Origin of the sequence: Alloalcanivorax marinus, assembly GCF_016785095.1 — a bacterium.
GTDB lineage: Bacteria > Pseudomonadota > Gammaproteobacteria > Pseudomonadales > Alcanivoracaceae > Alloalcanivorax > Alloalcanivorax marinus_A.
This window is the reverse complement of the sequence record NZ_JAEKJB010000004.1, coordinates 170,025-191,333: the sequence shown is the minus strand read 5'-3', so window position 1 is coordinate 191,333 and position 21,309 is coordinate 170,025. Positions and strand designations below refer to the sequence as shown.

General features: G+C 65.2%; 21 protein-coding genes. 11 read left to right on the top strand and 10 right to left on the bottom strand.

Annotated elements, in window-relative coordinates:
* Positions 1–35: 35 nt before the first annotated feature.
* From purB to JF515_RS05575, 4 genes are all read right to left on the bottom strand, one after another.
* Positions 36–1,406, bottom strand: coding sequence for an adenylosuccinate lyase (purB, locus tag JF515_RS05590; protein WP_203101804.1), 1,371 nt, complete (start codon positions 1,404–1,406; stop codon positions 36–38).
* Positions 1,407–1,509: 103 nt separating this feature from the next.
* Positions 1,510–2,136 carry a high frequency lysogenization protein HflD gene (gene hflD / locus JF515_RS05585; RefSeq protein WP_203101802.1) on the bottom strand — a complete coding sequence of 209 codons (627 nt, stop codon included), beginning with the start codon at positions 2,134–2,136 and terminating at the stop codon, positions 1,510–1,512.
* Positions 2,133–3,236, bottom strand: coding sequence for a tRNA 2-thiouridine(34) synthase MnmA (gene mnmA / locus JF515_RS05580; protein WP_203101800.1), 1,104 nt, complete (start codon positions 3,234–3,236; stop codon positions 2,133–2,135). Before mnmA ends, hflD begins: the two co-directional genes overlap by 4 nt.
* Positions 3,237–3,255: 19 nt before the next feature.
* On the bottom strand, positions 3,256–3,723 hold the full coding sequence (locus JF515_RS05575) for an NUDIX hydrolase (RefSeq protein ID WP_203101882.1): 468 nt from the start codon (positions 3,721–3,723) through the stop codon (positions 3,256–3,258).
* A 162-nt stretch (positions 3,724–3,885) separates the two neighbouring features.
* Between JF515_RS05575 and moaC the strand changes: the two genes are divergently transcribed.
* The 3 genes from moaC to JF515_RS05560 are packed head-to-tail and all read left to right on the top strand — an operon-like array spanning position 3,886 to position 5,073.
* Positions 3,886–4,323, top strand: a complete 438-nt coding sequence (gene moaC / locus JF515_RS05570; protein WP_238400887.1) for a cyclic pyranopterin monophosphate synthase MoaC — start codon at positions 3,886–3,888, stop codon at positions 4,321–4,323.
* Positions 4,320–4,586, top strand: a complete 267-nt coding sequence (gene moaD, locus JF515_RS05565; RefSeq protein ID WP_238400876.1) for a molybdopterin converting factor subunit 1 — start codon at positions 4,320–4,322, stop codon at positions 4,584–4,586. The genes moaC and moaD overlap by 4 nt, the downstream gene beginning before the upstream one ends.
* 1 nt (position 4,587) lies before the next feature.
* Positions 4,588–5,073: a molybdenum cofactor biosynthesis protein MoaE gene (locus JF515_RS05560; protein ID WP_203101793.1), complete on the top strand. Its 486-nt coding sequence runs from the start codon at positions 4,588–4,590 to the stop codon at positions 5,071–5,073.
* Here JF515_RS05560 and JF515_RS05555 read toward each other — a convergent pair.
* Positions 4,979–5,602: a pseudouridine synthase gene (locus JF515_RS05555; protein ID WP_203101791.1), complete on the bottom strand. Its 624-nt coding sequence runs from the start codon at positions 5,600–5,602 to the stop codon at positions 4,979–4,981. The two genes, JF515_RS05560 and JF515_RS05555, sit on opposite strands and share 95 nt — an antisense overlap.
* 110 nt (positions 5,603–5,712) lie before the next feature.
* Between JF515_RS05555 and icd the strand changes: the two genes are divergently transcribed.
* Positions 5,713–6,975, top strand: a complete 1,263-nt coding sequence (gene icd / locus JF515_RS05550) for an NADP-dependent isocitrate dehydrogenase (protein ID WP_203101789.1) — start codon at positions 5,713–5,715, stop codon at positions 6,973–6,975.
* 21 nt (positions 6,976–6,996) lie between these two features.
* Here icd and JF515_RS05545 read toward each other — a convergent pair whose 3' ends face one another.
* Positions 6,997–7,287 (bottom strand): cold shock domain-containing protein, encoded by a 291-nt coding sequence (locus tag JF515_RS05545; protein ID WP_203101787.1) that lies wholly within the window; start codon positions 7,285–7,287, stop codon positions 6,997–6,999.
* A gap of 257 nt (positions 7,288–7,544) precedes the next feature.
* Between JF515_RS05545 and clpS the strand changes: the two genes are divergently transcribed.
* Positions 7,545–7,892 carry an ATP-dependent Clp protease adapter ClpS gene (clpS, locus tag JF515_RS05540; RefSeq protein WP_203101878.1) on the top strand — a complete coding sequence of 116 codons (348 nt, stop codon included), beginning with the start codon at positions 7,545–7,547 and terminating at the stop codon, positions 7,890–7,892.
* 42 nt (positions 7,893–7,934) lie between these two features.
* The gene (gene clpA, locus JF515_RS05535) at positions 7,935–10,199 is read left to right on the top strand and encodes an ATP-dependent Clp protease ATP-binding subunit ClpA (protein ID WP_203101779.1); all 2,265 of its coding nucleotides are present in this window, start codon (positions 7,935–7,937) and stop codon (positions 10,197–10,199) included.
* A 149-nt stretch (positions 10,200–10,348) separates the two neighbouring features.
* On the opposite strand, the gene infA is transcribed toward clpA, so the two are convergent.
* Positions 10,349–10,567, bottom strand: coding sequence for a translation initiation factor IF-1 (infA, locus tag JF515_RS05530; protein ID WP_203101777.1), 219 nt, complete (start codon positions 10,565–10,567; stop codon positions 10,349–10,351).
* 71 nt (positions 10,568–10,638) lie between these two features.
* Complete coding sequence (locus tag JF515_RS05525) at positions 10,639–11,373, bottom strand: arginyltransferase (protein ID WP_203101775.1); 735 nt, start codon at positions 11,371–11,373, stop codon at positions 10,639–10,641.
* A 178-nt stretch (positions 11,374–11,551) separates the two neighbouring features.
* On the opposite strand from JF515_RS05525, the gene JF515_RS05520 reads away from it, so the two are divergent.
* On the top strand, positions 11,552–13,528 hold the full coding sequence (locus tag JF515_RS05520) for an acetoacetate--CoA ligase (RefSeq protein ID WP_203101773.1): 1,977 nt from the start codon (positions 11,552–11,554) through the stop codon (positions 13,526–13,528).
* A 91-nt stretch (positions 13,529–13,619) separates the two neighbouring features.
* Here the strand turns inward: JF515_RS05520 and aat are convergent, their stop codons facing one another.
* Both aat and trxB read right to left on the bottom strand, forming a co-directional pair.
* Positions 13,620–14,324: a leucyl/phenylalanyl-tRNA--protein transferase gene (aat, locus tag JF515_RS05515; protein WP_203101771.1), complete on the bottom strand. Its 705-nt coding sequence runs from the start codon at positions 14,322–14,324 to the stop codon at positions 13,620–13,622.
* Positions 14,321–15,268, bottom strand: coding sequence for a thioredoxin-disulfide reductase (gene trxB / locus JF515_RS05510; RefSeq protein WP_203101769.1), 948 nt, complete (start codon positions 15,266–15,268; stop codon positions 14,321–14,323). The genes aat and trxB overlap by 4 nt, the downstream gene beginning before the upstream one ends.
* 309 nt (positions 15,269–15,577) lie before the next feature.
* Between trxB and JF515_RS05505 the strand changes: the two genes are divergently transcribed.
* The 4 genes from JF515_RS05505 to serS all read left to right on the top strand — a co-directional run bounded on the left by JF515_RS05505 (position 15,578) and on the right by serS (position 21,301).
* Positions 15,578–17,830 carry a DNA translocase FtsK gene (locus JF515_RS05505; protein WP_203101876.1) on the top strand — a complete coding sequence of 751 codons (2,253 nt, stop codon included), beginning with the start codon at positions 15,578–15,580 and terminating at the stop codon, positions 17,828–17,830.
* A 29-nt stretch (positions 17,831–17,859) separates the two neighbouring features.
* Entirely contained in the window at positions 17,860–18,471 is a 612-nt protein-coding gene (gene lolA / locus JF515_RS05500) for an outer membrane lipoprotein chaperone LolA (RefSeq protein ID WP_203101767.1), read from the top strand.
* Positions 18,468–19,799, top strand: a complete 1,332-nt coding sequence (locus tag JF515_RS05495) for a replication-associated recombination protein A (protein WP_203101765.1) — start codon at positions 18,468–18,470, stop codon at positions 19,797–19,799. Before lolA ends, JF515_RS05495 begins: the two co-directional genes overlap by 4 nt.
* Before the next feature lie 209 nt (positions 19,800–20,008).
* Complete coding sequence (gene serS / locus JF515_RS05490; protein WP_203101763.1) at positions 20,009–21,301, top strand: serine--tRNA ligase; 1,293 nt, start codon at positions 20,009–20,011, stop codon at positions 21,299–21,301.
* Positions 21,302–21,309: the final 8 nt, after the last annotated feature.

Genomic DNA, 21,309 nt, shown 5'->3' with positions numbered 1-21,309 from the left:
AAAGCTCCGGGCCGGCGCTCGGGCCGGCGGCGGTGTTACTGAACGTCGCGGGCCTGGCGACCGGCGTTGCCGGTGTAACCACCCGGGGTGAGCGCCTTGAGACGCTCCTTGGCGTCCTCGGGAATGGCCAGGCCATCGATGAAGTCGGCCAGCGCCTCCTGGGTGATGGCCTTGCCCCGGGTCAGTTCCTTGAGCTTTTCGTAGGGCTTCTCGATGCCGTAGCGGCGCATCACCGTCTGGATCGGTTCGGCGAGCACTTCCCAGGCGTGGTCCAGGTCATCCTCGAGGCGCTCCGGGTTGACCTCCAGCTTGCCGATGCCTTTCAGGGAGGCTTCGTAGGCGATCAGGCTGTGGGCCAGGCCCACGCCCACGTTGCGCAGCACGGTGGAATCGGTGAGGTCGCGCTGCCAGCGGGACACCGGCAGCTTGGCGGCCAGATGGCCCATCACCGCGTTGGCGATGCCCAGGTTGCCCTCGGAGTTCTCGAAGTCGATCGGGTTGACCTTGTGCGGCATGGTGGAGGAGCCCACTTCGCCTTCCACGGCGCGCTGCTTGAAGTAGCCCAGGGAAATGTAGCCCCACACGTCCCGGTCGAAGTCCAGCAGGATGGTGTTGAAGCGCATCAGGGCGTGGAAATACTCCGCTACCCAGTCATGGGGCTCGATCTGGGTGGTGAACGGGTTGAAGGCCAGTCCCAGGCTCTCCACGAAGCGCCGCGCGAAAGCCGGCCAGTCCACGTCCGGATAGGCCGCGTAATGGGCGTTGTAGTTGCCCACCGCGCCGTTGATCTTGCCGAGAATCCGCACCGCTACGAACTGATCGCGCTGGCGCTTGAGGCGCTCCACCACGTTGGCCATTTCCTTGCCCACGGTGGTGGGGGAGGCGGACTGGCCGTGGGTGCGCGACAGCATCGGCACATCCGCCAGGCCGTGGGCGAGCTGGCGCAGGGAGCGGATGATCTGGTCGAGCTTGGGCAGCAGGGCGTCGCGGGCCTCGCGCAGCATCATCGCGTAGGACAGGTTGTTGATGTCCTCGCTGGTGCAGGCGAAATGGACGAACTCGGTCATCTTGTCGAGCTCTTCGTGCTCGGCCATGCGTTCCTTGATGAAGTACTCCACGGCTTTGACGTCGTGGTTGGTGGTGCGCTCGATTTCCTTGATGCGCTCGGCGTCCTTCTCCTCGAAATCCCGGGTCACGCCGCGCAGGTGCCAGGCGGCCTTGCCGCTCATCAGCGGTACTTCCGGGATCGCTTTTTCATGGGCCAGTTGTTCCAGCCAGCTCACTTCCACGTGGACCCGGTAGCGGATCAGGCCATATTCGCTGGTGATGGCGCGCAGGGGCTCGCACTTGCCGGCGTAGCGACCGTCCACCGGGGAAATGGCGGTGAGGGGATTAAGGCTGGACATGGGGGACTCCTGAAATGGGAAACCTTTGGCGGGCGCAATCATACCGCAAATAACCGGGAATCGCGCGCCGCCGGCGCAATCTATAATTTACTTTGGTTTTGTATTATAAGTTATTGTTTTTAATGCTATTTAGTGCTTCCAGTTGTTGCTTGCGCTGAAACAGCAGCCGCCAGCGGCGACCGCCGTGAGCGTGCCACAGGAAGGCGGCGCGCACGCCGGCCAGGAACAGCGCGCGGATGCGCGCCGCGTTGTCCTCGTCCTGGAGCTTGGCCGGGTCGCCCTGGACCCGGATGCGGAATCGGAAGGTACCCAGGGTATCCAGATAAATGCCGGCCAGCCGGTGGCAGAAGGTGGCGCTGGTGAGCCCGTCGAAATGATCACGCTGGCCCTCCAGGGCGATCAGCCGGTGGCGCAGGATGCTGATCACGTCGCTGTTCTTGCGCAGTTTGGCGGACAGGTGCAGCAGGGCCAGGGCATAGCTCAGCGGTCGCGCTGACTCGCGGGGCTGCTGCCGGCTCAGGCTCTGGCGAAGCAGGCGCATGCCGTCCTGGAGACGCTCCGGGGCGGGGTAAACGCCGGTGGCCGTCTCGGTGTCCATGGTCATCACGCCGCCGAACAGAGCCTCCATGGCGCCGGGGTCGGTGTCGGCGCCGGTGGCGATGCGGTCGGCCAGCACGGCGGCCTCGAACACCGCCGCCAGGGCCAGCATTTGTTGCTGTTCGTGATTCATCGGGTCTCCTCGATCACGGCGCCGCCCAGGCAGGTGTCGCCGTCGTAGAACACCACCGACTGGCCCGGGGTAACGGCCCGCTGGGGGTGATCGAACACCACCCGGACGCGACCCGCGCCGGCGTCCTCGACCCGGCAGTCCTGGTCCGCCTGGCGGTAGCGGGTCTTGGCGGTGAGCCGGGCGGGCAGGGCGGGCGCGGCGCCGGCGATCCAGTCCACCTCGGCGCTGGTCAGCTCATTGCTGAACAGCAGCGGATGGTCCTGGCCCTGGACGGCGATCAGCACGTTGCGTTCCAGGTCCTTGCCGGCCACGTACCAGGGCGCCTCGCCGGCGTCGGCGCGTCCGCCGATGCCCAGGCCCTGGCGCTGGCCCAGGGTGTAGTACATGAGCCCGTCATGGCGACCGATCAGGTGGCCGTGGTCGTCCTCGATATCTCCGGGCCGGGCGGGCAGGTAGGTCTCAAGGAAGTCCTTGAAGCGGCGCTCGCCGATGAAGCAGATGCCGGTGGAGTCCTTCTTTTTATGGTTGTCGAAGCCCCGTTCGGCGGCAAGGCGCCGCACTTCCGGTTTTTCCAGGTCGCCGAGGGGGAACAGGGTGCGCGCGAATTTGTCGCCGCCCACGGCGTGCAGGAAGTAGGTTTGATCCTTGTTCAGGTCCACCGCGCGCAGCAGCCGGCCGCGTTCGCCATCATGTTCGACCCGTGCATAGTGGCCGGTGGCGATGTAGTCCGCGCCCAGGGTCAGGGCGTGATCCAGAAAGGCCCGGAACTTGATTTCCTTATTGCACAGGATGTCCGGGTTGGGGGTGCGCCCGGCGCGGTATTCGGCCAGGAAATGCTCGAACACCCGGTCCCAGTACTCACCGGCGAAATTGGCGGTGTGCAGCTCGATGCCCAGCACCCCGGCCACCTGCATGGCGTCCAGCAGGTCCTCCCGGGCGGTGCAGTATTCGGTGCCGTCGTCCTCGTTCCAGTTCTTCATGAACAGGCCTTCCACCCGGTAGCCGGCGTCCAGCAGGCGGGCGGCGGCCACCGAGGAGTCCACGCCGCCGGACATACCGACGATCACGCGGGGGGCTTGACGGTGCAGGGATTCGGACATGGTTCGTTTCGCCGTTCGCTCAGCCGCGCTGCAGCGGCCAGGGGTGTTGGTAGATGGCGTCCAGGGGCAGCCGGCGGCCGCTCAGGTAATCCGCCACGCAGCGTTCCACCAGGGGGCCGCGGTGCTCGTCGCGGCGTGCCTGGAGTTCCTCCGGGCTCAGCCACAGCGCCTCCAGAATGCCGGTGTCCAGCTTCTGGTGCGGATCGTGGCCCAGGGCCCGGGCCACGAAACAGGTGCGATAATAGACACCGGCGCCAGGCCGGGGCTGAAAAATATACCACCCCAGCAGGTCGGTGATCTCCACCCGCCAGGCGGTTTCTTCCAGGGTTTCCCGGTAGGCCGCCTGCATCAGGTCCTCGCCGAACTCGGCGTGCCCGGCGGGCTGGTTGAGCACCGCCTGGCCGGCCTGCATTTCGCGCACGAACAAAAGGCGGCCCTCTTGTTCGACGATGGTGGCCACAGTAATGTGCGGTTCGAAGCTGTTCATCGAAGGCTCCAGCCGGGCGTCGTGATCGGTCAGCGGGCGCAGATGGTAGCGCACCGGAGGCCGCCGTGACAGCCGCCGGGCCGTTGTATGGAGCCACCTCCGGGAGAAAGCAAGACCGTGAATGATTCCTTTAGCCATCTGGACGACCAGGGCCGCGCCCGCATGGTCGATGTCACCGACAAGGACACCACCGCCCGCACCGCCCACGCCCGCGCCCGTGTGCGCATGGCGCCACGCACCCTGGCCATGATTCTGGACCAGGAACATCCCAAGGGCGACGTGCTGGCGGTGGCGCGCCTGGCCGGTATCCAGGCGGCGAAAAAGACCTGGGACCTGATTCCCCTGTGCCACCCCCTGATGCTCAGCGGCGTGGAAGTGCAGCTCGAGCCGGACGGCGACGACGGTCTGAGGGTGGATGCCCGCTGTAAGCTCAAGGGCCGCACCGGCGTCGAGATGGAGGCGCTCACCGCCGCCTCGGTGGCGGCGCTCACCGTCTACGACATGTGCAAGGCGGTGGACCGGGCCATGGAGATCGAGCACGTCCATCTGGTGGAAAAGACCGGTGGCCGCAGCGGTGAATTCCGTCGGGAGGCCCCATGAACGGGACCATCATCGAGGTGCGCTTTTTCGCCGTCCTGCGTGAGCGGGTTGGCGAGGAGGTACTGCGCGTAAGCCCGCCGGCGGCGGTAACCACGGTAGCGGCGTTATGCGACTGGCTGACCACCGAGTACCCGGCGGTGGGCATCGCCCTCGAGGCCACCCCCCGGCGCATGGTGGCGATCAACGAGGAGCTGGCGACGCCGGACAGTCCGGTGGCCGCCGGTGACACCGTGGCCCTGTTCCCGCCGGTGACCGGAGGCTGAGATGACCGCCATCAACGCAGAGACCGACATCCGGGTGGCGATCATCGCCGAGCCGTTGGAAGGCGTGTCCTCCGTGGAGGGCCAGGATGGCCGCAGTGGCGCCGAGGTACGCTTTTCCGGTCGCGTGCGCGACGAATCCGGCCGGGTGCGGGCGCTGTTTCTGGAGCACTATCCGGGCATGACCGAAAACGCCCTGACGCGGATCGCCGAACACGCCCGAGAGCGCTGGCCTCTCAATGCCATCGAAATAATTCATCGGATCGGTGAAATCCAGGTCGGTGAGGAAATCGTGCGGGTGGTGGTGTGGGCCGGTCATCGCCACGCGGCTTTCGAGGCCTGCGCCTTTCTGATGGATATCCTCAAGAGCCAGGTGCCGCTGTGGAAGAAGGAGCTCAACGACGACGGCTGGCACTGGGTCGAGGCCCGCGAGCGCGACGCCGAGGCGGCCGCGCGCTGGATGGGCGCGGCTTCGGAGCGTGCACGGTAAGTTCCCGCCATTCCCCCGGGGCGAGCCCGTCCAGGGTCCAGTCGCCGATGCGCCAGCGCACCAGCCGCAGGGTGGGGTGGCCGATGGCCGCGGTCATCCGCCGCACCTGGCGGTTGCGACCTTCGTCCAGGGTGATTTCCAGCCACCGGTCCGCTACCGTGAGCCGCGTGCGCACCGGCGGTTCGCGGGGCCACAGCGCGGGCTCGTCGATGGCCCGTGACGGCGCCGGCCGGCAGGGTCCGTCCTTGAGCGTGATGCCGCGCCGCAGCCGCTCCAGTTCCGCTTCCCCGGGCTCGCCCTCCACCTGGGCCAGGTAGGTCTTGGGCAAATGGAAGCGCGGGCTGGCGATGCGCGCCTGCAAGGCGCCGTCATCGGTGAGCAGCAACAGGCCCTCGGAGTCCCAGTCCAGCCGGCCGGCGGGGTAGACGCCCGGCACCGGGATGTAGTCCTTGAGGGTGCGTCTTCCCCGCTCGTCGCTGAACTGCGAGAGCACCTGAAAGGGTTTGTTAAACAAAATCAGTCTTGCCATGGACGAAATCTCGCTGCGGCGGGCTGGAAGCCAAGCAAGAGTAGCACCTGGGTGCTATACTCTCGCCCCGCAACCGAATCCTACGGTTTTTCTCAGAGGGAGTAGTGTAGATGGGATACCAAAAGATCACGGTTCCGGCAGACGGTGACAAAATCACCGTAAATGCGGACCTATCCCTGAATGTCCCCAACCATCCGATCATTCCATATATCGAAGGGGACGGCATCGGCGTCGATATCTCGCCGGTGATGATCAAAGTAGTGGACGCCGCCGTGGAAAAATCCTACGGGGCGAAGCGTGGCATCAACTGGATGGAAGTGTTCGCCGGCGAAAAGGCCACCAAGGTCTACGGCCCGGACACCTGGATGCCCGAAGAAACCCTGGAAGCGCTGCGGGAATTCACCGTCGGCATCAAGGGCCCGCTGACCACTCCGGTGAGCGGCGGTATCCGGTCCCTGAACGTGGCGCTACGTCAGGAACTCGACCTGTACACCTGCATGCGCCCGGTACGCTGGTTCGAAGGCGTGCCCAGCCCGGTACGGCACCCCGAGCTCACCGACATGGTGATCTTCCGGGAGAACTCCGAGGACATCTACGCCGGCATCGAGTGGGCCGCCGACAGCCCGGAGGCCACCAAGCTGATCAAGTTCCTGCGTGAGGAAATGGGCGTTACCCAGATCCGTTTCCCCGAGGGCTGTGGCATTGGCATCAAGCCGGTTTCCCGTGAAGGCACCCAGCGTCTGGTGCGCAAGGCGATCCAGTACGCCATCGACAACGACAAGGATTCCGTCACCCTGGTGCACAAAGGCAACATCATGAAGTTCACCGAGGGGTCGTTCAAGAACTGGGGCTACGAGCTGGCCCGCGACCGCTTCAACGCCGAGCTGCTCGACGGCGGCCCGTGGATGGTGATGAAGAACCCGCGCACCGGCAAGGACATCGTCATCAAGGACGTGATCGCCGACGCCTTCCTGCAGCAGATCCTGATGCGTCCCGCCGACTACAGCGTGATCGCCACCCTGAACCTGAACGGTGACTACATCTCCGACGCCCTGGCGGCGGAAGTGGGCGGCATCGGCATCGCGCCGGGCGCCAACATCGGTGGTTCCGTGGCGCTGTTCGAGGCCACCCATGGCACCGCGCCGAAGTACGCCGGCCAGGACAAGGTGAACCCGGGTTCGCTGATTCTGTCCGCGGAAATGATGCTGCGTCACATGGGCTGGGACGACGCCGCCGATCTGGTCATCAAGGGTATGGAAGGCGCCATCGCCGCCAAGACCGTGACCTACGACTTCGAGCGTCTGATGCCCGATGCGACCCTGCTCAAATGTTCTCAGTTCGGCGATGCCGTGATCGAGCACATGGGCGTCTGAACGCCCACCGCGCCGGCCTCCTCACTCCGGGGAGACGGCGTTGCTTTCCCGATCCCGCCGCCGTGCCTTGCCCGGCCGGCGGGAAGAGGGAGCTTCCCCATTCTTCACGTCCCCCGGTTTAAGATTCACCGCATGATAGCCCTTGCTGGCCTCGCGGCGCTCGTATTCCACGCTTTGTCCCGCGTACAGGGTCTTGTATCCTTCTTCCTGTATATAGGAGTAGTGTACGAACAGGTCGTCACCGCCTTCATCGGGCCGCACGAATCCGTATCCCTTGGCGTTGTTGAACCACTTAACCGTTCCCGTTGCCATGGTGCTCCCTCTGGCCGCTGGCTGTGGGCCACACAACCACCCCCGGCTCAGTTAGAATAGGTTGGTTTTTGAACAACTGTTCCCTATGGTCGGCGGGGTGTCAACCCCTCCGCCGCCGGGATTGAAAAACACCGTGATACCCCTCATTTGTTGATTGCCTGCTGACGCCAGCGGGTATACAACCGTTAGAGAAGGTTATGAACAGGCAGCACGAACCCACATCTCGAAGCAAGGACGCGTCGAACGCCGTCCTCACCATGGCGTCGCGGGTGTCGCGGCTCGGCCCGGAGCCGCCGCAAACCCCCGATCGTCAGGACGACGCCGCCGTTGAGGAGGCCAAGCCTCGACTCAGGCGTCCGCCCATGTACAAGGTGATGATGCTGAACGACGACTATACCCCCATGGATTTCGTCGTCGAGGTGCTGGAAACCTTCTTTCGCATGGACCGGGAGCAAGCCACCCAGGTGATGCTGACGGTGCATACGAGAGGCAAGGCGGTGTGCGGGGTTTATCCCCAGGACATCGCCGAGACCAAGGCCGCGCAAGTGGTCGACTACGCCCGCGAACATCAGCATCCGCTGATGTGTCAGGTCGAACGGGCCTGACGTCTCCGGCGACGGAGCGGGCTTCAAGCAGTGAGGTAGCCTATGCTCAGCAAAGAACTGGAACTGACTCTCAACGAGGCTTTCCACCACGCCCGTAGCCACCGGCATGAGTTCATGACCGTGGAACATCTGCTGCTGGCGCTGCTCGACAACGAAGCGGCGGTGGAAGTCCTGCGCGCTTGCGGCGCCGATCTGGAAGAGCTGCGCGAGGCCCTGACTCAGTTCATTGACGATTCCACCCCCCTGCTGCCCGACGACGGCGACCGTGACACCCAGCCCACGCTGGGCTTCCAGCGCGTGCTGCAACGGGCGGTGTTCAGCGTGCAGTCGTCCGGCAACAAGGAAGTCACCGGCGCCAACGTCCTGGTGGCGATCTTCAACGAGCAGGAAAGTCAGGCCGTGTACCTGCTCAACAGCCAGGATGTGCATCGCCTTGACGTGGTCAACTTCATCGCCCATGGCATCTCCCAGGTGGAAGACAGCGATCCCGGCATGGAACAGCGCGAGGACGGTGAGGGTACCGTGGAGGGTGGCCCGGCCAGCGCCCTGGAAAGTTACGCCAGCAATCTTAACGAGCTGGCCCGGGCGGATCGCATCGATCCGCTGGTGGGGCGCGCCTTCGAGATCGAACGCGCGGCTCAGATCCTGTGCCGCCGGCGCAAGAACAACCCCCTGCTGGTGGGCGAGCCCGGTGTCGGCAAGACCGCCATCGCCGAGGGGCTGGCGCGCATGATCGTGGAAGAAAAAGTGCCCGAGCCGCTGCTCGACGCCGTGGTCTATTCCCTGGACCTGGGCGCGCTGCTGGCGGGTACCAAATACCGCGGTGATTTCGAGAAGCGGCTGAAGAACCTGCTGGCGGAGCTGCGCAAGCAGGACAACGCCATCCTGTTCATCGATGAGATCCACACCATCATCGGTGCCGGGGCGGCGTCCGGCGGTGTCATGGATGCCTCCAATCTGCTCAAGCCGCTGCTCGCCTCCGGGGAGCTCAAATGCATGGGTTCCACCACTTTCACCGAGTACCGCACCATCTTCGAGAAGGACCGGGCGCTGTCCCGGCGCTTCCAGAAGATCGACGTGGTGGAGCCCACCGTGGAAGACACGGTGGGTATCCTCAAGGGGCTCAAGAGTCGCTTCGAGAAACACCACAACGTGAGCTACACGGACGCGGCCCTGAAAACCGCGGCGGAACTCAGTGCCCGCTACATCAACGACCGCTTCCTGCCGGACAAGGCCATCGACGTGATCGATGAGGTGGGCGCCTGGCAGCGGCTGCGGCCCGAGGGTGAGCGCAAGGAAACCATCGATCAGGATGACGTGGAAGCCATCGTTGCCAAGATCGCGCGCATTCCGCCCAAGCAGGTATCGTCCTCCGACAAGGAAGTGCTGCAGAACCTGGAGCGCGACCTGAAGATGACGGTGTTCGGCCAGGAAGACGCCATCGAGACCATCTCCGCGGCGATCAAGCTGTCCCGGGCCGGTCTCAAGGCGGACAACAAGCCGATCGGTTCCTTCATGTTCGCCGGTCCCACCGGGGTCGGCAAAACCGAGGTGAGCCGGCAACTGGCCCGCGCCCTGGGCGTGGAGCTGGTGCGCTTCGACATGTCCGAGTACATGGAGCGGCATACCGTCAGCCGTCTGATCGGCGCGCCCCCGGGCTACGTCGGTTACGACCAGGGCGGCCTGCTTACCGAGGCGATCACCAAGACGCCGCACTGCGTGCTGCTGCTCGATGAGATCGAGAAGGCACACCCGGAGGTGTTCAACATCCTGTTGCAGGTAATGGATAACGCTTCGCTGACCGACAACAACGGTCGCAAGGCGGATTTCCGCAACGTGATCCTGATCATGACCACCAATGCCGGCGCCGAGGTGCTCAACAAACGCACCATCGGCTTCACCGACCAGGACCAGTCCTCGGACGGCATGGAAATGATCAAGAAGGTGTTCACGCCCGAATTCCGCAACCGGCTCGACGGCATCATCCAGTTCAACCCGTTGACCATGGAGGTCATTCTTGGCGTGGTGGACAAGTTCCTGGTGGAACTGCAGGCCCAGCTCGACGAGAAAGCGGTGGTGCTGGACGTGGACGAGCAGGCGCGCCGCTGGCTGGCCGAGAAGGGTTACGACAAGGACATGGGCGCGCGTCCCATGGCCCGTCTGATCCAGGAGCAGATCAAGAAGCCGCTGGCGGAGAAGTTGCTGTTCGGCGAACTGGCGGGCAAGGGCGGTCAGGTGCACATCGGGGTCGGCGACGACGGCCTGGTGCTCACCGTGGATGCCTCCGAGGAGGAGGCCACCTGCTGACCCGGCAACGTCCTTCGACTCCTACCAAGCCCGGCCTCGCGCCGGGCTTTTTTATGGCTCATCGGGTGGCCGCTTATCGTCGGACACAAACCAAAAAACCCGGCGGGGCCGGGTTCGGGGGAGCGCTTCGCGCCGCGCGGGCGCGAAGGTTATTTCATGCGGAAGGTGATGCGGCCCTTGCTCAGATCGTAGGGCGACATTTCCACCTTCACCCGGTCGCCGGTGAGAATGCGGATATAGAACTTGCGCATTTTTCCGGAAATGTGGGCGGTAATAATATGACCATTATCCAGCTTGACGCGGAACATGGTATTCGGAAGGGTTTCCAAGACCACCCCTTCCAGCTCGATTTGCTCTTCTTTCGCCATCCAGTGAATGTCCTGATCTCGGCTTGAGAGGGAGCGCAATTGTGCCGGAAATGCGACCGTGCTGCAAAGGCTTATCGGCGGCTTTCCGCATCCGGGCCGGGCAGCTCCCGCCAATCACCGCCGTCCAGCAACTCCAGCGGCTGGTACTGGCTTTTGTAGCTCATCTTCTGGCATTGGCGAATCCAATAGCCGAGATAGAGATAAGGCATGCCCCGGGCATGGGCGGCCTCGATCTGCCAGAGCAGGGCATTGACGCCCAGCCCCCGATCAGGCTGGTCCGGGTCGAAGAAGGTATAGACCGCCGACAGGCCGTCATCAAGCAGGTCGGTCACGGCCACCGCCACCAGCCGCCGACGAGGATCACGGAAGCAGTAGAAGCGGGTGTCCGCCCAGTCGCAGGTCAGGAAGCTGGTGAATTGTTCCTCGGAGGGCGGGAACATATCACCGTCGCCGTGGCGCTGATCAATATAGCGGGCATACAGGCTGTACACCTCGCGGGTATAGCGGGCCGGTTCCTCGCTGACGGTGAGGTCGGCGTTGCGGCGCCGCAGACGTTTATGGCGCCGCCGGGGCTGGAAATCCGCCACCCGCACCCGGGCCGGCACGCAGGCCCGGCAGCCGTCGCAATGGGGGCGGTACAGGTAGTCGCCGCTACGCCGAAAGCCCAGCCGTGACAACTCGCTGTACAGCCCCGCGTCGAGCCGCGTCTGCGGGTCCACGAACAGGGTCGCCGCCTGACGCTCCTCGAGATAACTGCAAGGGTGCGCCGGGGTGCGGAAGAAGCGGAGTTCAGACAGATCGCTCATGGTCCAAGTGTAGCGGATACTTGTATCGCGGTGACACTGGCATCGTGGCTCCAGGGTGGCCGGTGACTTGTGTTCCTTGCCACGGTTATAGTGTGGCCGGCGTAAAAACAACGACAACGCCGGTGACGGGTCGGTCGCTCCTTTTGGCGATCGCCGTGCCGGCACCGGGAGAGCAAGAATGACAAATACCAGCCCCGCGCCGCTGTGGCGGCCGGATGCGTCGCGCATCGCCGACGCCCGCATCACCGACTATCAACGCTGGCTGAGCGCCGGGAAAGGCCTCGCCTTCGATGACTACCAGAGCCTGTGGGCCTGGTCCGTGGAGCATCTGGAAGACTTCTACGAATCACTCTGGCAATACTTTGACATCCGCCATTCCGCCCCCTACGAGCGGGTGCTGGACGGCCATCATATGCCCGGCGCGAAATGGTTCGAAGGCGCCCGCCTGAACCTGGCGGAGCAGGTGTTCCGCCACCATGAGGATGAACCGGAGCGGCCCGCGATTCTGTCGCGCTCTGAATTGCGTGGTCTGCAGACTTTGACCTGGGGCGAGCTGCGCGAGCACATCAGCGCCCTGGCCAACAGCTTGCGCGCGCTGGGGGTGGGTCCCGGCGACCGGGTGGTGGCCTACTTGCCCAACCTGCCGGAAACCATGGTGGCGTTTTTCGCGGTGAGCAGCCTGGGCGCGATCTGGTCCAGCTGTTCGCCGGACATGGGCACGCGCAGCGTGCTGGACCGCTTCCGGCAGATCGATCCCAAGGTGATGATCGCCGTGGACGGTTACCGTTACGGCGGCAAGGACTTCGACCGGCTGTCGGTGGTGGAGGGTCTGCGCGACCAACTGCCGACCCTGGAGCAGGTGGTGCTGTTGCCGTACCTGAATGGCGATGCCGAGCTGGCCGGTGCCCACCAGTGGCACGCTCTGGTGCGCGAACCGGCGCCGATGCGCTTCGAGCAGGTCACGTTCGATCATCCGCTGTGGGTGGTCTATTCCTCCGGCACCACCGGCATGCCCAAACCGATCGTGCATGGCCATGGCGGCGCGTTGCTGGAGGGGCTGCAGGATCACGCCTTGCAGTTGGACCTGGGGCCGGACGACCGCTACATGTGGTTCACCACCACCGGCTGGATCATGTGGAACTCGCAGATGTCCGGCCTGCTCACCGGCGCCAGCATCTGCCTGTATGACGGCAATCCGGGCTACCCGGATCTGGGCACTCTGTGGCGCTTCGCGGAGGAAACGGAAATGACGTTCTTCGGCGCCGGCGCCGCCTATTTCCTCAACTGCAAGAAAGCGGAGATCCGACCCGGCGACTGGGTGGATAGCGGACGCATCCGCTCCATCGGTTCCACCGGCTCACCGTTGCCGGAGGAGGGCTACCGCTGGCTGATGGACCAGTTCGACGATGTCATGATCGCCGCCATCAGTGGTGGCACCGACGTGGCCAGCGCCTATGTGGGCGCCTGCCCGACGCTGCCGGTGTACCCCGGTGAAATGCAGTGCCGTTATCTGGGCACGGCGGTGTACGCCATGGGTGACAATGGCGAGCTGCTGGATGACGAGGTGGGCGAACTGGTGGTCACCAAGCCGATGCCGTCCATGCCGTTGTACTTCTGGAACGACGAGGGTGGCGAGCGCTACCGGGACAGCTATTTCGATGTGTTCCCGGGGATCTGGCGCCACGGCGACTGGATTCGCATCACGCCGCGAGGCGGGGCGATCATCTATGGCCGCTCCGACACCACCATCAATCGCCATGGTATCCGCATGGGCACCGGGGAAATCTATCGGGTGGTGGAGGAGATTCCGGAGGTGCTGGACAGCCTGGTGGTGGATCTGGAATACCTGGGCCGGGAATCCTACATGCCACTGTTCGTGGTGTTGCGCGAGGGCGTGGCGCTGAACGAGGAGCTGGCCGGGCGCATCAAGGCGGCGATCCGCGATCATCTGTCGGCGCGCCATGTGCCCAACGAGATCATCGCCGCCCCGGACGTGCCGCGCACGCTCACCGGCAAGAAGATGGAGCTGCCGATCAAGAAGCTGCTGCTGGGGCAGTCCATCGACCAGGTGGCGAACCCGGACGCCATGGCCAACCCGGACAGCATTGCCTTCTATAGCGGGTTCGCGGAACGGCGGGGCACGGCCGGGCGTTGACCGGGGTGATCGCGACTGAAGCGGAACGCCGCCCGGTCGCTCCTACGGCAGAAGGTCCCCCTGTAGGAGCGACTTCAGTCGCGATCAGGTCTCAGATGTCGTCGCGCCAGCGGAACGGGCCCTTGGGCCAGGGGCGCGGCGACGGGTCCGGAATCAGGCGGTCCAGCTCGCGTTGGAAGTCGGCGCGGGGCATCAGGCAGGCGCCCAGCCGCATCAGGTGCGGGTTTTCCACCTGGGCGTCCAGCAACTGGATGCCCAGGCGCGGCGCCAGCGCCCAGAGCATGGCGAGCACGCTCTTGGAGCCGTCGGTGCGGGTGGAGAACATGGATTCGCCGAAGAACACGCCGCCCAGTTGCACGCCGTAAATACCGCCGGCCAGTTCCCCGTCCTCGTCCACCGTCAGGCAATGGGCATAGCCGAGGCCGTGCAGGCGCAGGTAGGCGGCACGCATTTCGGCGGTGATCCAGGTGCCGCCGTCGTCGCCCCGGGGAGCGGCGCAGTGGTCCAGCACGGCGGCGAAATCCCGGTCGCCGTGGAAGGTGAGGGCGGTGCCACGCAGGTGGCGGCGCAGCCGCCGACTGATATGAAAATCCCCGGGGCGGAACACGCACCGGGGATTGGGGGACCACCAGAGGATCGGCTGGCTGGCGTCGTACCAGGGGAATATGCCGAGCTGGTAGGCCCGCACCAGGGTGTCCGGCGTCAGATCGCCGCCGGCGGCGAGCAGACCATTGGGCTCATCCAGGGCGTGTTCCGGCGGCGGGAAGTCACCGCCGGCCGGCAGCCAGGGAATCACGCCTCCAGAGTCTCCAGGTACTTCTCGGCATCCAGGGCGGCCATGCAACCGGCACCGGCGGAGGTGACCGCCTGCCGGTAGACGTGGTCGGCCACGTCGCCGGCGGCGAATACCCCGGCCACGCTGGTGGCGGTGGCGTTGCCGTCCAGGCCGCTGTGGATCTTGATATAGCCGTTGTTCATGTCCAACTGGCCCTGGAAGATATCGGTGTTGGGTTTGTGGCCGATGGCGATGAACACGCCCTGCAGCTCCAGGTCCCGGGTGCTGTCATCCTGGGTGGACTTGACGCGCATGCCGGTGACGCCGGAGTCGTCGCCCAGTACTTCATCCAGGGTGTGGTCCCACAACACCTTGATGTTGTCCTTGGCGAGCAGCTTGTCCTGCAGGATTTTTTCCGCGCGCAGTTTGTCGCGGCGGTGCACCAGCACCACTTCCTCGGCGATGTTGGACAGGTACAGCGCTTCTTCCACGGCGGTGTTGCCGCCGCCGATCACCGCCACCTTCTGGCCACGATAGAAGAAACCGTCGCAGGTGGCGCAGGCGGACACGCCCTTGCCCATGAACGCTTGCTCGGATTCCAGGCCCAGGTACATGGCGGAAGCGCCGGTGGCGATGATCAGCGCGTCGCAGCTGTAGGTGCCGGAATCGCCGTTGAGCACGAAGGGGCGCTGATCCAGGCTCACGGAATTGATGTGATCGAACAGGATCTCGGTTTCGAAACGCTCGGCGTGCTGCTGCATCCGCACCATCAGGTCCGGGCCCTGCAGGCCTTCCACGTCGCCGGGCCAGTTGTCCACTTCGGTGGTGGTGGTGAGCTGACCGCCGGGCTGGATACCGGTGATCACCACCGGTTTCAGGTTGGCGCGGGCCGCGTACACCGCCGCGGTGTAACCGGCGGGGCCGGAACCCAGGATGATCAGTCGATGGTGTTGCGCGTCGCTCATTGGTTCCTCCACCAAAAAGGGGGTTTCAGGGCGAATGCAAACTACAACAAAACCCCGGGCCCGTGAAGGGCGTACACTCTATGGCCGCGATAGGCGGCGCCAGGGACGCGCGGCTCCGGCACGGGGCGCTGGCTGGCGGCCCCCGGATTGACTACAATCCCAAGGTTTTCAAGTCGTTAGATTCAAGGAGCCCGGCGCGCGCGGCGTTGTTCGGCGGCTCCTCAACCCCAGAGGCCTGAAGTGACCAAGGCAAAGGCAGCATCCGGCGGGGAGGTTTCCGGGTTTTCCCGCCATCTCAAGAAAGGCCTGATGGAAGGGCTGGTGATCGCGCTGATCGCCCTGTCCCTGTATCTGTTGTTGGCGCTGGTGACCTACGACGGTGGTGATCCGGGCTGGTCCTACGTGGGCGACGCGGGCCAGGTGAACAACGCTGGCGGTCGCGCCGGCGCGTTCTGCGCCGACCTCCTGCTCGGTCTGTTCGGGTTCATGGCCTATGTGTTCCCGGTGCTGGTGGCATTCTGGGCCGGTCGCGTGCTGCGCGAGCGCCACGCCGGGCTGGCCGGCAGCTGGCCGTTGTTCAGCCTGCGGCTGGTGGGCTTCGTGCTGACCATGATGAGCGGCACGGCGCTGGCTTACATGCACTTCTCCGGCGGCGGCTTCTCGTTACCGGAGGATGCCGGCGGCATCCTCGGCCATGTGGTGGGGGGCGCCGCCCTGGACGCCTTCAACGCCCTGGGCGGCACCCTGGTGATGGTGGCCCTGTTCCTGATCGGCGTTACCGTGTTCACCGACCTGTCCTGGATCGCCCTGGCGGAGAGTCTGGGCGCGGCGGTGCTGGCCCTGGGCCAGAAGGTGCCGGCCTGGTTCGAGGCGCGCCGTGAGAAGCGCGCCGAGCAGCAGGCCGCCCGGGAGGCCCGCCAGAAGCGCGCCAAGGTGGTCACCGAGGCGAAGAAAAAACAGGAAAACCGCACCCCGCCCAAGATCGCCCAGCCCGCCAGACCGGTGGAGAAAAGCGAACGGGTGCAGAAGGAGAAGCAGCAGACTCTGTTCACCGCCCAGGTCACCGGCGATCTGCCGCCACTGTCCCTGCTTGACGCCGTGGACGAAGGCAAGGGGGGCTACTCCGAGGAAGCCCTGGACGCCATGTCCCGGTTGCTGGAGATCAAGCTCAAGGACTTCAACATCGACGCCGAGGTGGTGGCGGTGCAGCCCGGTCCGGTGATCACCCGCTTCGAGATTCAGCCGGCGCCGGGTATCAAGGTGTCCAAGATCTCCAACCTGGCCAAGGATCTGGCCCGCTCCCTGGCGGTGATCAGTGTGCGGGTGGTGGAGGTGATCCCTGGCAAGACCACCGTGGGCATCGAGATTCCCAACGAGCAGCGCGAGATGATCCGCCTCACCGAGGTGGTGGGTTCGCGAATGTTCGACGACGCGTCCTCGCCGCTGACTCTGGCCCTGGGCAAGGATATCTCCGGCAACCCGGTGATGGCCGATCTGGGCAAGATGCCGCACCTGCTGGTGGCCGGTACCACCGGTTCCGGTAAGTCGGTGGGGTTGAACGCCATGCTGCTGTCGCTCATGTTCAAGGCCAATCCGGAAGAAGTTCGGATGATCCTGATCGACCCCAAGATGCTGGAACTGGCGGTCTACGACGGCATTCCGCACCTGCTCACACCGGTGGTCACCGACATGAAGGAAGCGGCCAGCGCGCTGCGCTGGGGCGTCGGCGAAATGGAGCGCCGCTACCGGCTGATGGCGGCCATGGGCGTGCGCAACATCGCCGGCTATAACCGCAAGGTCAGCGAAGCGGAGAAGAAGGGCGAGCCGCTCAAGGACCCGCTGTGGAAGCCGGATGATCCGATGAACCTGGACGAGGAGGCGCCGCTGGCCCAGAAGCTGCCCTACATCGTCATCGTCATCGACGAATTCGCCGACATGATGATGATCGTCGGCAAGAAGGTGGAAGAGCTGATCGCGCGCATCGCGCAGAAGGCGAGGGCGGCGGGCATCCACCTGATCCTCGCTACCCAGCGCCCCTCGGTGGACGTGATCACCGGCCTGATCAAGGCCAACGTACCGTCGCGGATCGGCTTCCAGGTGTCCTCCAAGATCGACTCGCGCACGGTGCTCGACCAGGGCGGCGCGGAACAGTTGCTGGGTCACGGCGACATGCTTTATTTGCCCGCCGGCACCAGCATGCCGGAACGGGTGCACGGCGCCTTTGTCTCAGATGAGGAAGTGCATCGTGTCTGCGATGACTGGCGCAAGCGCGGCGAGCCGGACTACCTGGAGGAAATCCTCGAGGGTGGCGGCGATCTCAACGCGCCCCTGCCGGGGATGGAAAGCCCGGAGGGTGGTGGCGAGGAGGACGACCCGCTCTACGACGAGGCGGTGGCCTATGTCACCGAGTCCCGGCGTGCCTCGATTTCGTCGGTGCAGCGCAAACTCAAGATCGGTTACAACCGGGCGGCGCGCCTGGTGGAGGCCATGGAAATGGCCGGCGTGGTGTCCGAGGCCGGGCACAACGGTCAGCGCGAAGTGCTGGCGCCACCGCCTTCCTGACGCCGCCCCCGACAAGGACTTTTCTCCGTATGCGATTTTTCTCGATCATTGCCCTGATGTTGCCGGCCCTGGCTCTTGCCGGCCCGGCGGAAGACCTGGTGGCCCGGCTCGATCAACTGCGCGCCCTGTCCGGCCACTTCGAGCAGACCGTGATCGGCGAGGGGGGCGAACGGGCCCGGGACAGCGCCGGCACCCTGGAGGTGGCGCGCGGCAACCGCTTCTACTGGCACACCGAGCGGCCCTATGAGCAGTTGGCGGTGTCCGATGGCGCCACTGTCTGGGTTTACGACCCGGACCTGGAACAGGTGGTGGTGCGTCCGCTCAGCGACGATCTTGGTGAAACGCCGGCGTTGCTGTTTGGCGGTGATCCCTCGGCGGTGACCCGGGCATTCAGCGTCAGCGAGCAGGACCGCCAGGGCGAGCGCGTTACCTACCGGCTGCGACCCAAGGCCGGCGATCCCCTGTTCGACACCCTGGACGTGACCTTCAACGGCGAAACGCCGAGCGCCATGCGCCTGGAAGACGCCCTTGGCCAGAAGACCCTGATCGACTTCCGTGACCTGACCATCAACGGCGAGCCCACCCCGGGGCGTTTCAAATTCCAGCCGCCGGAAGGCACCGACATCATCCGTCAGCAATGAGCGACCTGTTCGAGCAACAGCAGCGCGGCGACGCCCAGCCCCTGGCGGCGCGGCTGCGCCCCTCCACTCTGGATGACTACGTCGGCCAGCGGCACCTGGTGGGCCCGGGCAAGCCCCTGCGCCAGGCCGCCGAGCGCGGCCAACTGCATTCCATGATCCTGTGGGGACCGCCGGGCACCGGCAAGACCACCCTGGCGCTGATTCTGGCCAGCGTGGTGGACGCGGAATTCATCACCCTGTCGGCGGTGCTGTCCGGGGTGAAGGACATCCGCGCCGCCGTCGATCAGGCCAAGGCGCGGCTCGGCCAGGGCCGGCGCACGGTGCTGTTCGTGGACGAGGTGCACCGTTTCAACAAGGCCCAGCAGGACGCTTTTCTACCCCACGTGGAGGAGGGCACGGTGATCTTCATCGGCGCCACCACGGAAAATCCGTCCTTCGAACTCAACAATGCGTTGCTGTCCCGGGCCCGGGTCTACCGCCTGCGTTCCCTGGAGCGGGAGGATCTGGCCGGGTTGCTGGAACGGGCCCTGCGCGAACCGGAGCTGGCCGGCATCGAGCTGGCCGACGACGCCCGCGACCTGCTGCTTGGCTACGCCGATGGCGACGCCCGGCGCCTGCTCAACATGTTGGAAATCGCCGTGGACCTGGCCGAGGGCAGCGGCGACGCCGCCGTCATCGACCGACCGCTGATGGAAGAAGTGCTGCGCGACGCGGTGCGCCGCTTCGACAAGGGCGGCGACGTCTTCTACGACCAGATCAGCGCCCTGCACAAGGCGGTGCGCGGCTCCGATCCGGACGCCGCCCTGTACTGGTTCGCGCGCATGCTGGACGGCGGCTGCGACCCGCTCTATCTCGCTCGCCGGGTGGTACGCATGGCCAGCGAGGACATCGGCAACGCCGATCCCCGGGCGCTCACCCTGTGCCTGAACGCCTGGGACGTGCAGGAGCGCCTGGGCAGCCCGGAAGGGGAACTGGCGGTGGCCCAGGCGATCGCCTATCTGGCGGTGGCGGCCAAGAGCAACGCGGTTTACACCGCCTACAACCAGGCCCGGGATCTGGTCGCCCGCAACCCCAGCAATGAGGTTCCGCTGCACCTGCGTAATGCCCCCACCAAGCTGATGAAAGCGGAAGGCTACGGCGCGGAATACCACTACGCCCATGACTTCCCGGAGGCGTTCGTGCCCGGTGAGAACTATTTCCCGCAGGAACTGCGTGACACCCGTCTTTATGAGCCGGTGGAGCGCGGCCTGGAAATCCGCATCGCCGAGAAGCTGCGCCGCCTGCGCCAGCAAAACTCCGACGCGGACTGGCATCGATACGACGACTGAGCTTCGCCGAGGCCGTGCCAGCCTCCCATCGTGGCTGAACCGCTGCTACAACGAAGAACCCTCCTTAGGGAGCGGCTTCAGCCGCGACAGCCGTGCAGCTTGTGGCTCGCCCCTTGCAGCCTCCCGCCGCGCTTTTTGCTAAGCTTTGCACCCCGGCGCCCAGACGCCCGACCGATGAATCACCGACTGTTTCCCGAGGGGACCCGAACATGCTTGATATCCGCGCGCTGCGCCAGGACGGCGAAGCCATCGCCGAGGCGCTCAGGAAGCGAGGCTATGAACTGGATCTGGACGCGTTCCGCGCTCTCGATGCCCGCCGCAAGGACGCCGACGTGCGCTCCCAGGACCTGCAGGCCCAGCGCAAGAAAGCCTCCAGGGAAGTCGGCGAGCTGATCAAGTCCGGTATGGAGGTGGACGCGGCCAAGGCCAAGGTGGCGGAAACCCTCAAGGAAATCGACGATCAGCTCGACGGCGAGGTGGAGCGTGCCAAGGCGATCCAGGAACAGATCCGTGACTTCCTGATGGGCGTGCCCAATGTGCCGGTGGAGGAAGTGCCCGCCGGCTCCGACGAGGACGACAACGTGGAAGTGCGCCAGTGGGGCACGCCCCGGTCGTTCGATTTCGAGCCCAAGGATCATGTGGACGTGGGCGAGAACCTGGGCGCCGGCGCGCTGGATTTCGAGCGTGCCAGCAAACTGTCCGGCGCCCGCTTCGCGGTGATGACCGGCCAACTGGCGCGGCTACACCGGGCGCTGATCGACTTCATGCTCGACACCCACACCGGTGAACACGGCTATCAGGAAGTCTATGTCCCATACCTGGTGGGCCCGGAGGCCTTGCGCGGCACCGGCCAGTTGCCCAAGTTCGAGGACGACCTGTTCAAGATGCGCGGCGAGCGGGAGCTGTATCTGATCCCCACCGCCGAAGTGCCGGTCACCAACCTGGCCGCCGACGAAATTGTCGACGCCGACACGCTGCCGCGCCGCTACACCTGCCATACGCCCTGTTTCCGCTCCGAGGCCGGCAGCCACGGCAAGGACACCCGGGGCATGATCCGCCAGCATCAGTTCGAGAAGGTGGAGCTGGTGCAACTGGTGCGCCCGGAAGAGTCCGAGGCCACCCTGGAGGCGCTCACCGGCCACGCCGAGGCAATCCTGAAAAAGCTGGATCTTCCGTACCGGGTGGTGGTGCTGTGTGGCGGCGACCTTGGCTTTTCCGCCGCCAAGACCTATGACATCGAGGTGTGGCTGCCCAGCCAGCAACGCTATCGGGAAATTTCTTCCTGCTCCAACTTCCGCGATTACCAGGCACGCCGCATGCAGGCGCGCTGGCGTAACCCGGAGACCGGCAAGCCGGAGCTGCTGCATACCCTGAACGGCTCCGGACTGGCGGTGGGGCGTGCCCTGGTGGCGATCCTGGAAAACTACCAGAACGAAGACGGTTCCGTGACCGTGCCCGAGGCCCTGCGGCCCTACATGCGCGGCCTGGAACGCCTGGTCTGAGGCCTGCG

What these genes read in the sequence shown, in the direction of transcription:
- JF515_RS05525 (WP_203101775.1), bottom strand. Translation starts at nt 11,373, where the DNA reads ATGAGCGATCTGTCTGAACTCCGCTTCTTCCGCACCCCGGCGCACCCT.
- infA (WP_203101777.1), bottom strand. Translation starts at nt 10,567, where the DNA reads ATGGCGAAAGAAGAGCAAATCGAGCTGGAAGGGGTGGTCTTGGAAACC.
- JF515_RS05520 (WP_203101773.1), top strand. Translation starts at nt 11,552, where the DNA reads ATGACAAATACCAGCCCCGCGCCGCTGTGGCGGCCGGATGCGTCGCGC.
- moaD (WP_238400876.1), top strand. Translation starts at nt 4,320, where the DNA reads ATGAACGGGACCATCATCGAGGTGCGCTTTTTCGCCGTCCTGCGTGAG.
- serS (WP_203101763.1), top strand. Translation starts at nt 20,009, where the DNA reads ATGCTTGATATCCGCGCGCTGCGCCAGGACGGCGAAGCCATCGCCGAG.
- mnmA (WP_203101800.1), bottom strand. Translation starts at nt 3,236, where the DNA reads ATGTCCGAATCCCTGCACCGTCAAGCCCCCCGCGTGATCGTCGGTATG.
- clpA (WP_203101779.1), top strand. Translation starts at nt 7,935, where the DNA reads ATGCTCAGCAAAGAACTGGAACTGACTCTCAACGAGGCTTTCCACCAC.
- JF515_RS05575 (WP_203101882.1), bottom strand. Translation starts at nt 3,723, where the DNA reads ATGAACAGCTTCGAACCGCACATTACTGTGGCCACCATCGTCGAACAA.
- hflD (WP_203101802.1), bottom strand. Translation starts at nt 2,136, where the DNA reads ATGAATCACGAACAGCAACAAATGCTGGCCCTGGCGGCGGTGTTCGAG.
- JF515_RS05560 (WP_203101793.1), top strand. Translation starts at nt 4,588, where the DNA reads ATGACCGCCATCAACGCAGAGACCGACATCCGGGTGGCGATCATCGCC.
- clpS (WP_203101878.1), top strand. Translation starts at nt 7,545, where the DNA reads ATGGCGTCGCGGGTGTCGCGGCTCGGCCCGGAGCCGCCGCAAACCCCC.
- JF515_RS05555 (WP_203101791.1), bottom strand. Translation starts at nt 5,602, where the DNA reads ATGGCAAGACTGATTTTGTTTAACAAACCCTTTCAGGTGCTCTCGCAG.
- JF515_RS05495 (WP_203101765.1), top strand. Translation starts at nt 18,468, where the DNA reads ATGAGCGACCTGTTCGAGCAACAGCAGCGCGGCGACGCCCAGCCCCTG.
- trxB (WP_203101769.1), bottom strand. Translation starts at nt 15,268, where the DNA reads ATGAGCGACGCGCAACACCATCGACTGATCATCCTGGGTTCCGGCCCC.
- lolA (WP_203101767.1), top strand. Translation starts at nt 17,860, where the DNA reads ATGCGATTTTTCTCGATCATTGCCCTGATGTTGCCGGCCCTGGCTCTT.
- moaC (WP_238400887.1), top strand. Translation starts at nt 3,886, where the DNA reads ATGGTCGATGTCACCGACAAGGACACCACCGCCCGCACCGCCCACGCC.
- icd (WP_203101789.1), top strand. Translation starts at nt 5,713, where the DNA reads ATGGGATACCAAAAGATCACGGTTCCGGCAGACGGTGACAAAATCACC.
- JF515_RS05505 (WP_203101876.1), top strand. Translation starts at nt 15,578, where the DNA reads ATGGAAGGGCTGGTGATCGCGCTGATCGCCCTGTCCCTGTATCTGTTG.
- purB (WP_203101804.1), bottom strand. Translation starts at nt 1,406, where the DNA reads ATGTCCAGCCTTAATCCCCTCACCGCCATTTCCCCGGTGGACGGTCGC.
- JF515_RS05545 (WP_203101787.1), bottom strand. Translation starts at nt 7,287, where the DNA reads ATGGCAACGGGAACGGTTAAGTGGTTCAACAACGCCAAGGGATACGGA.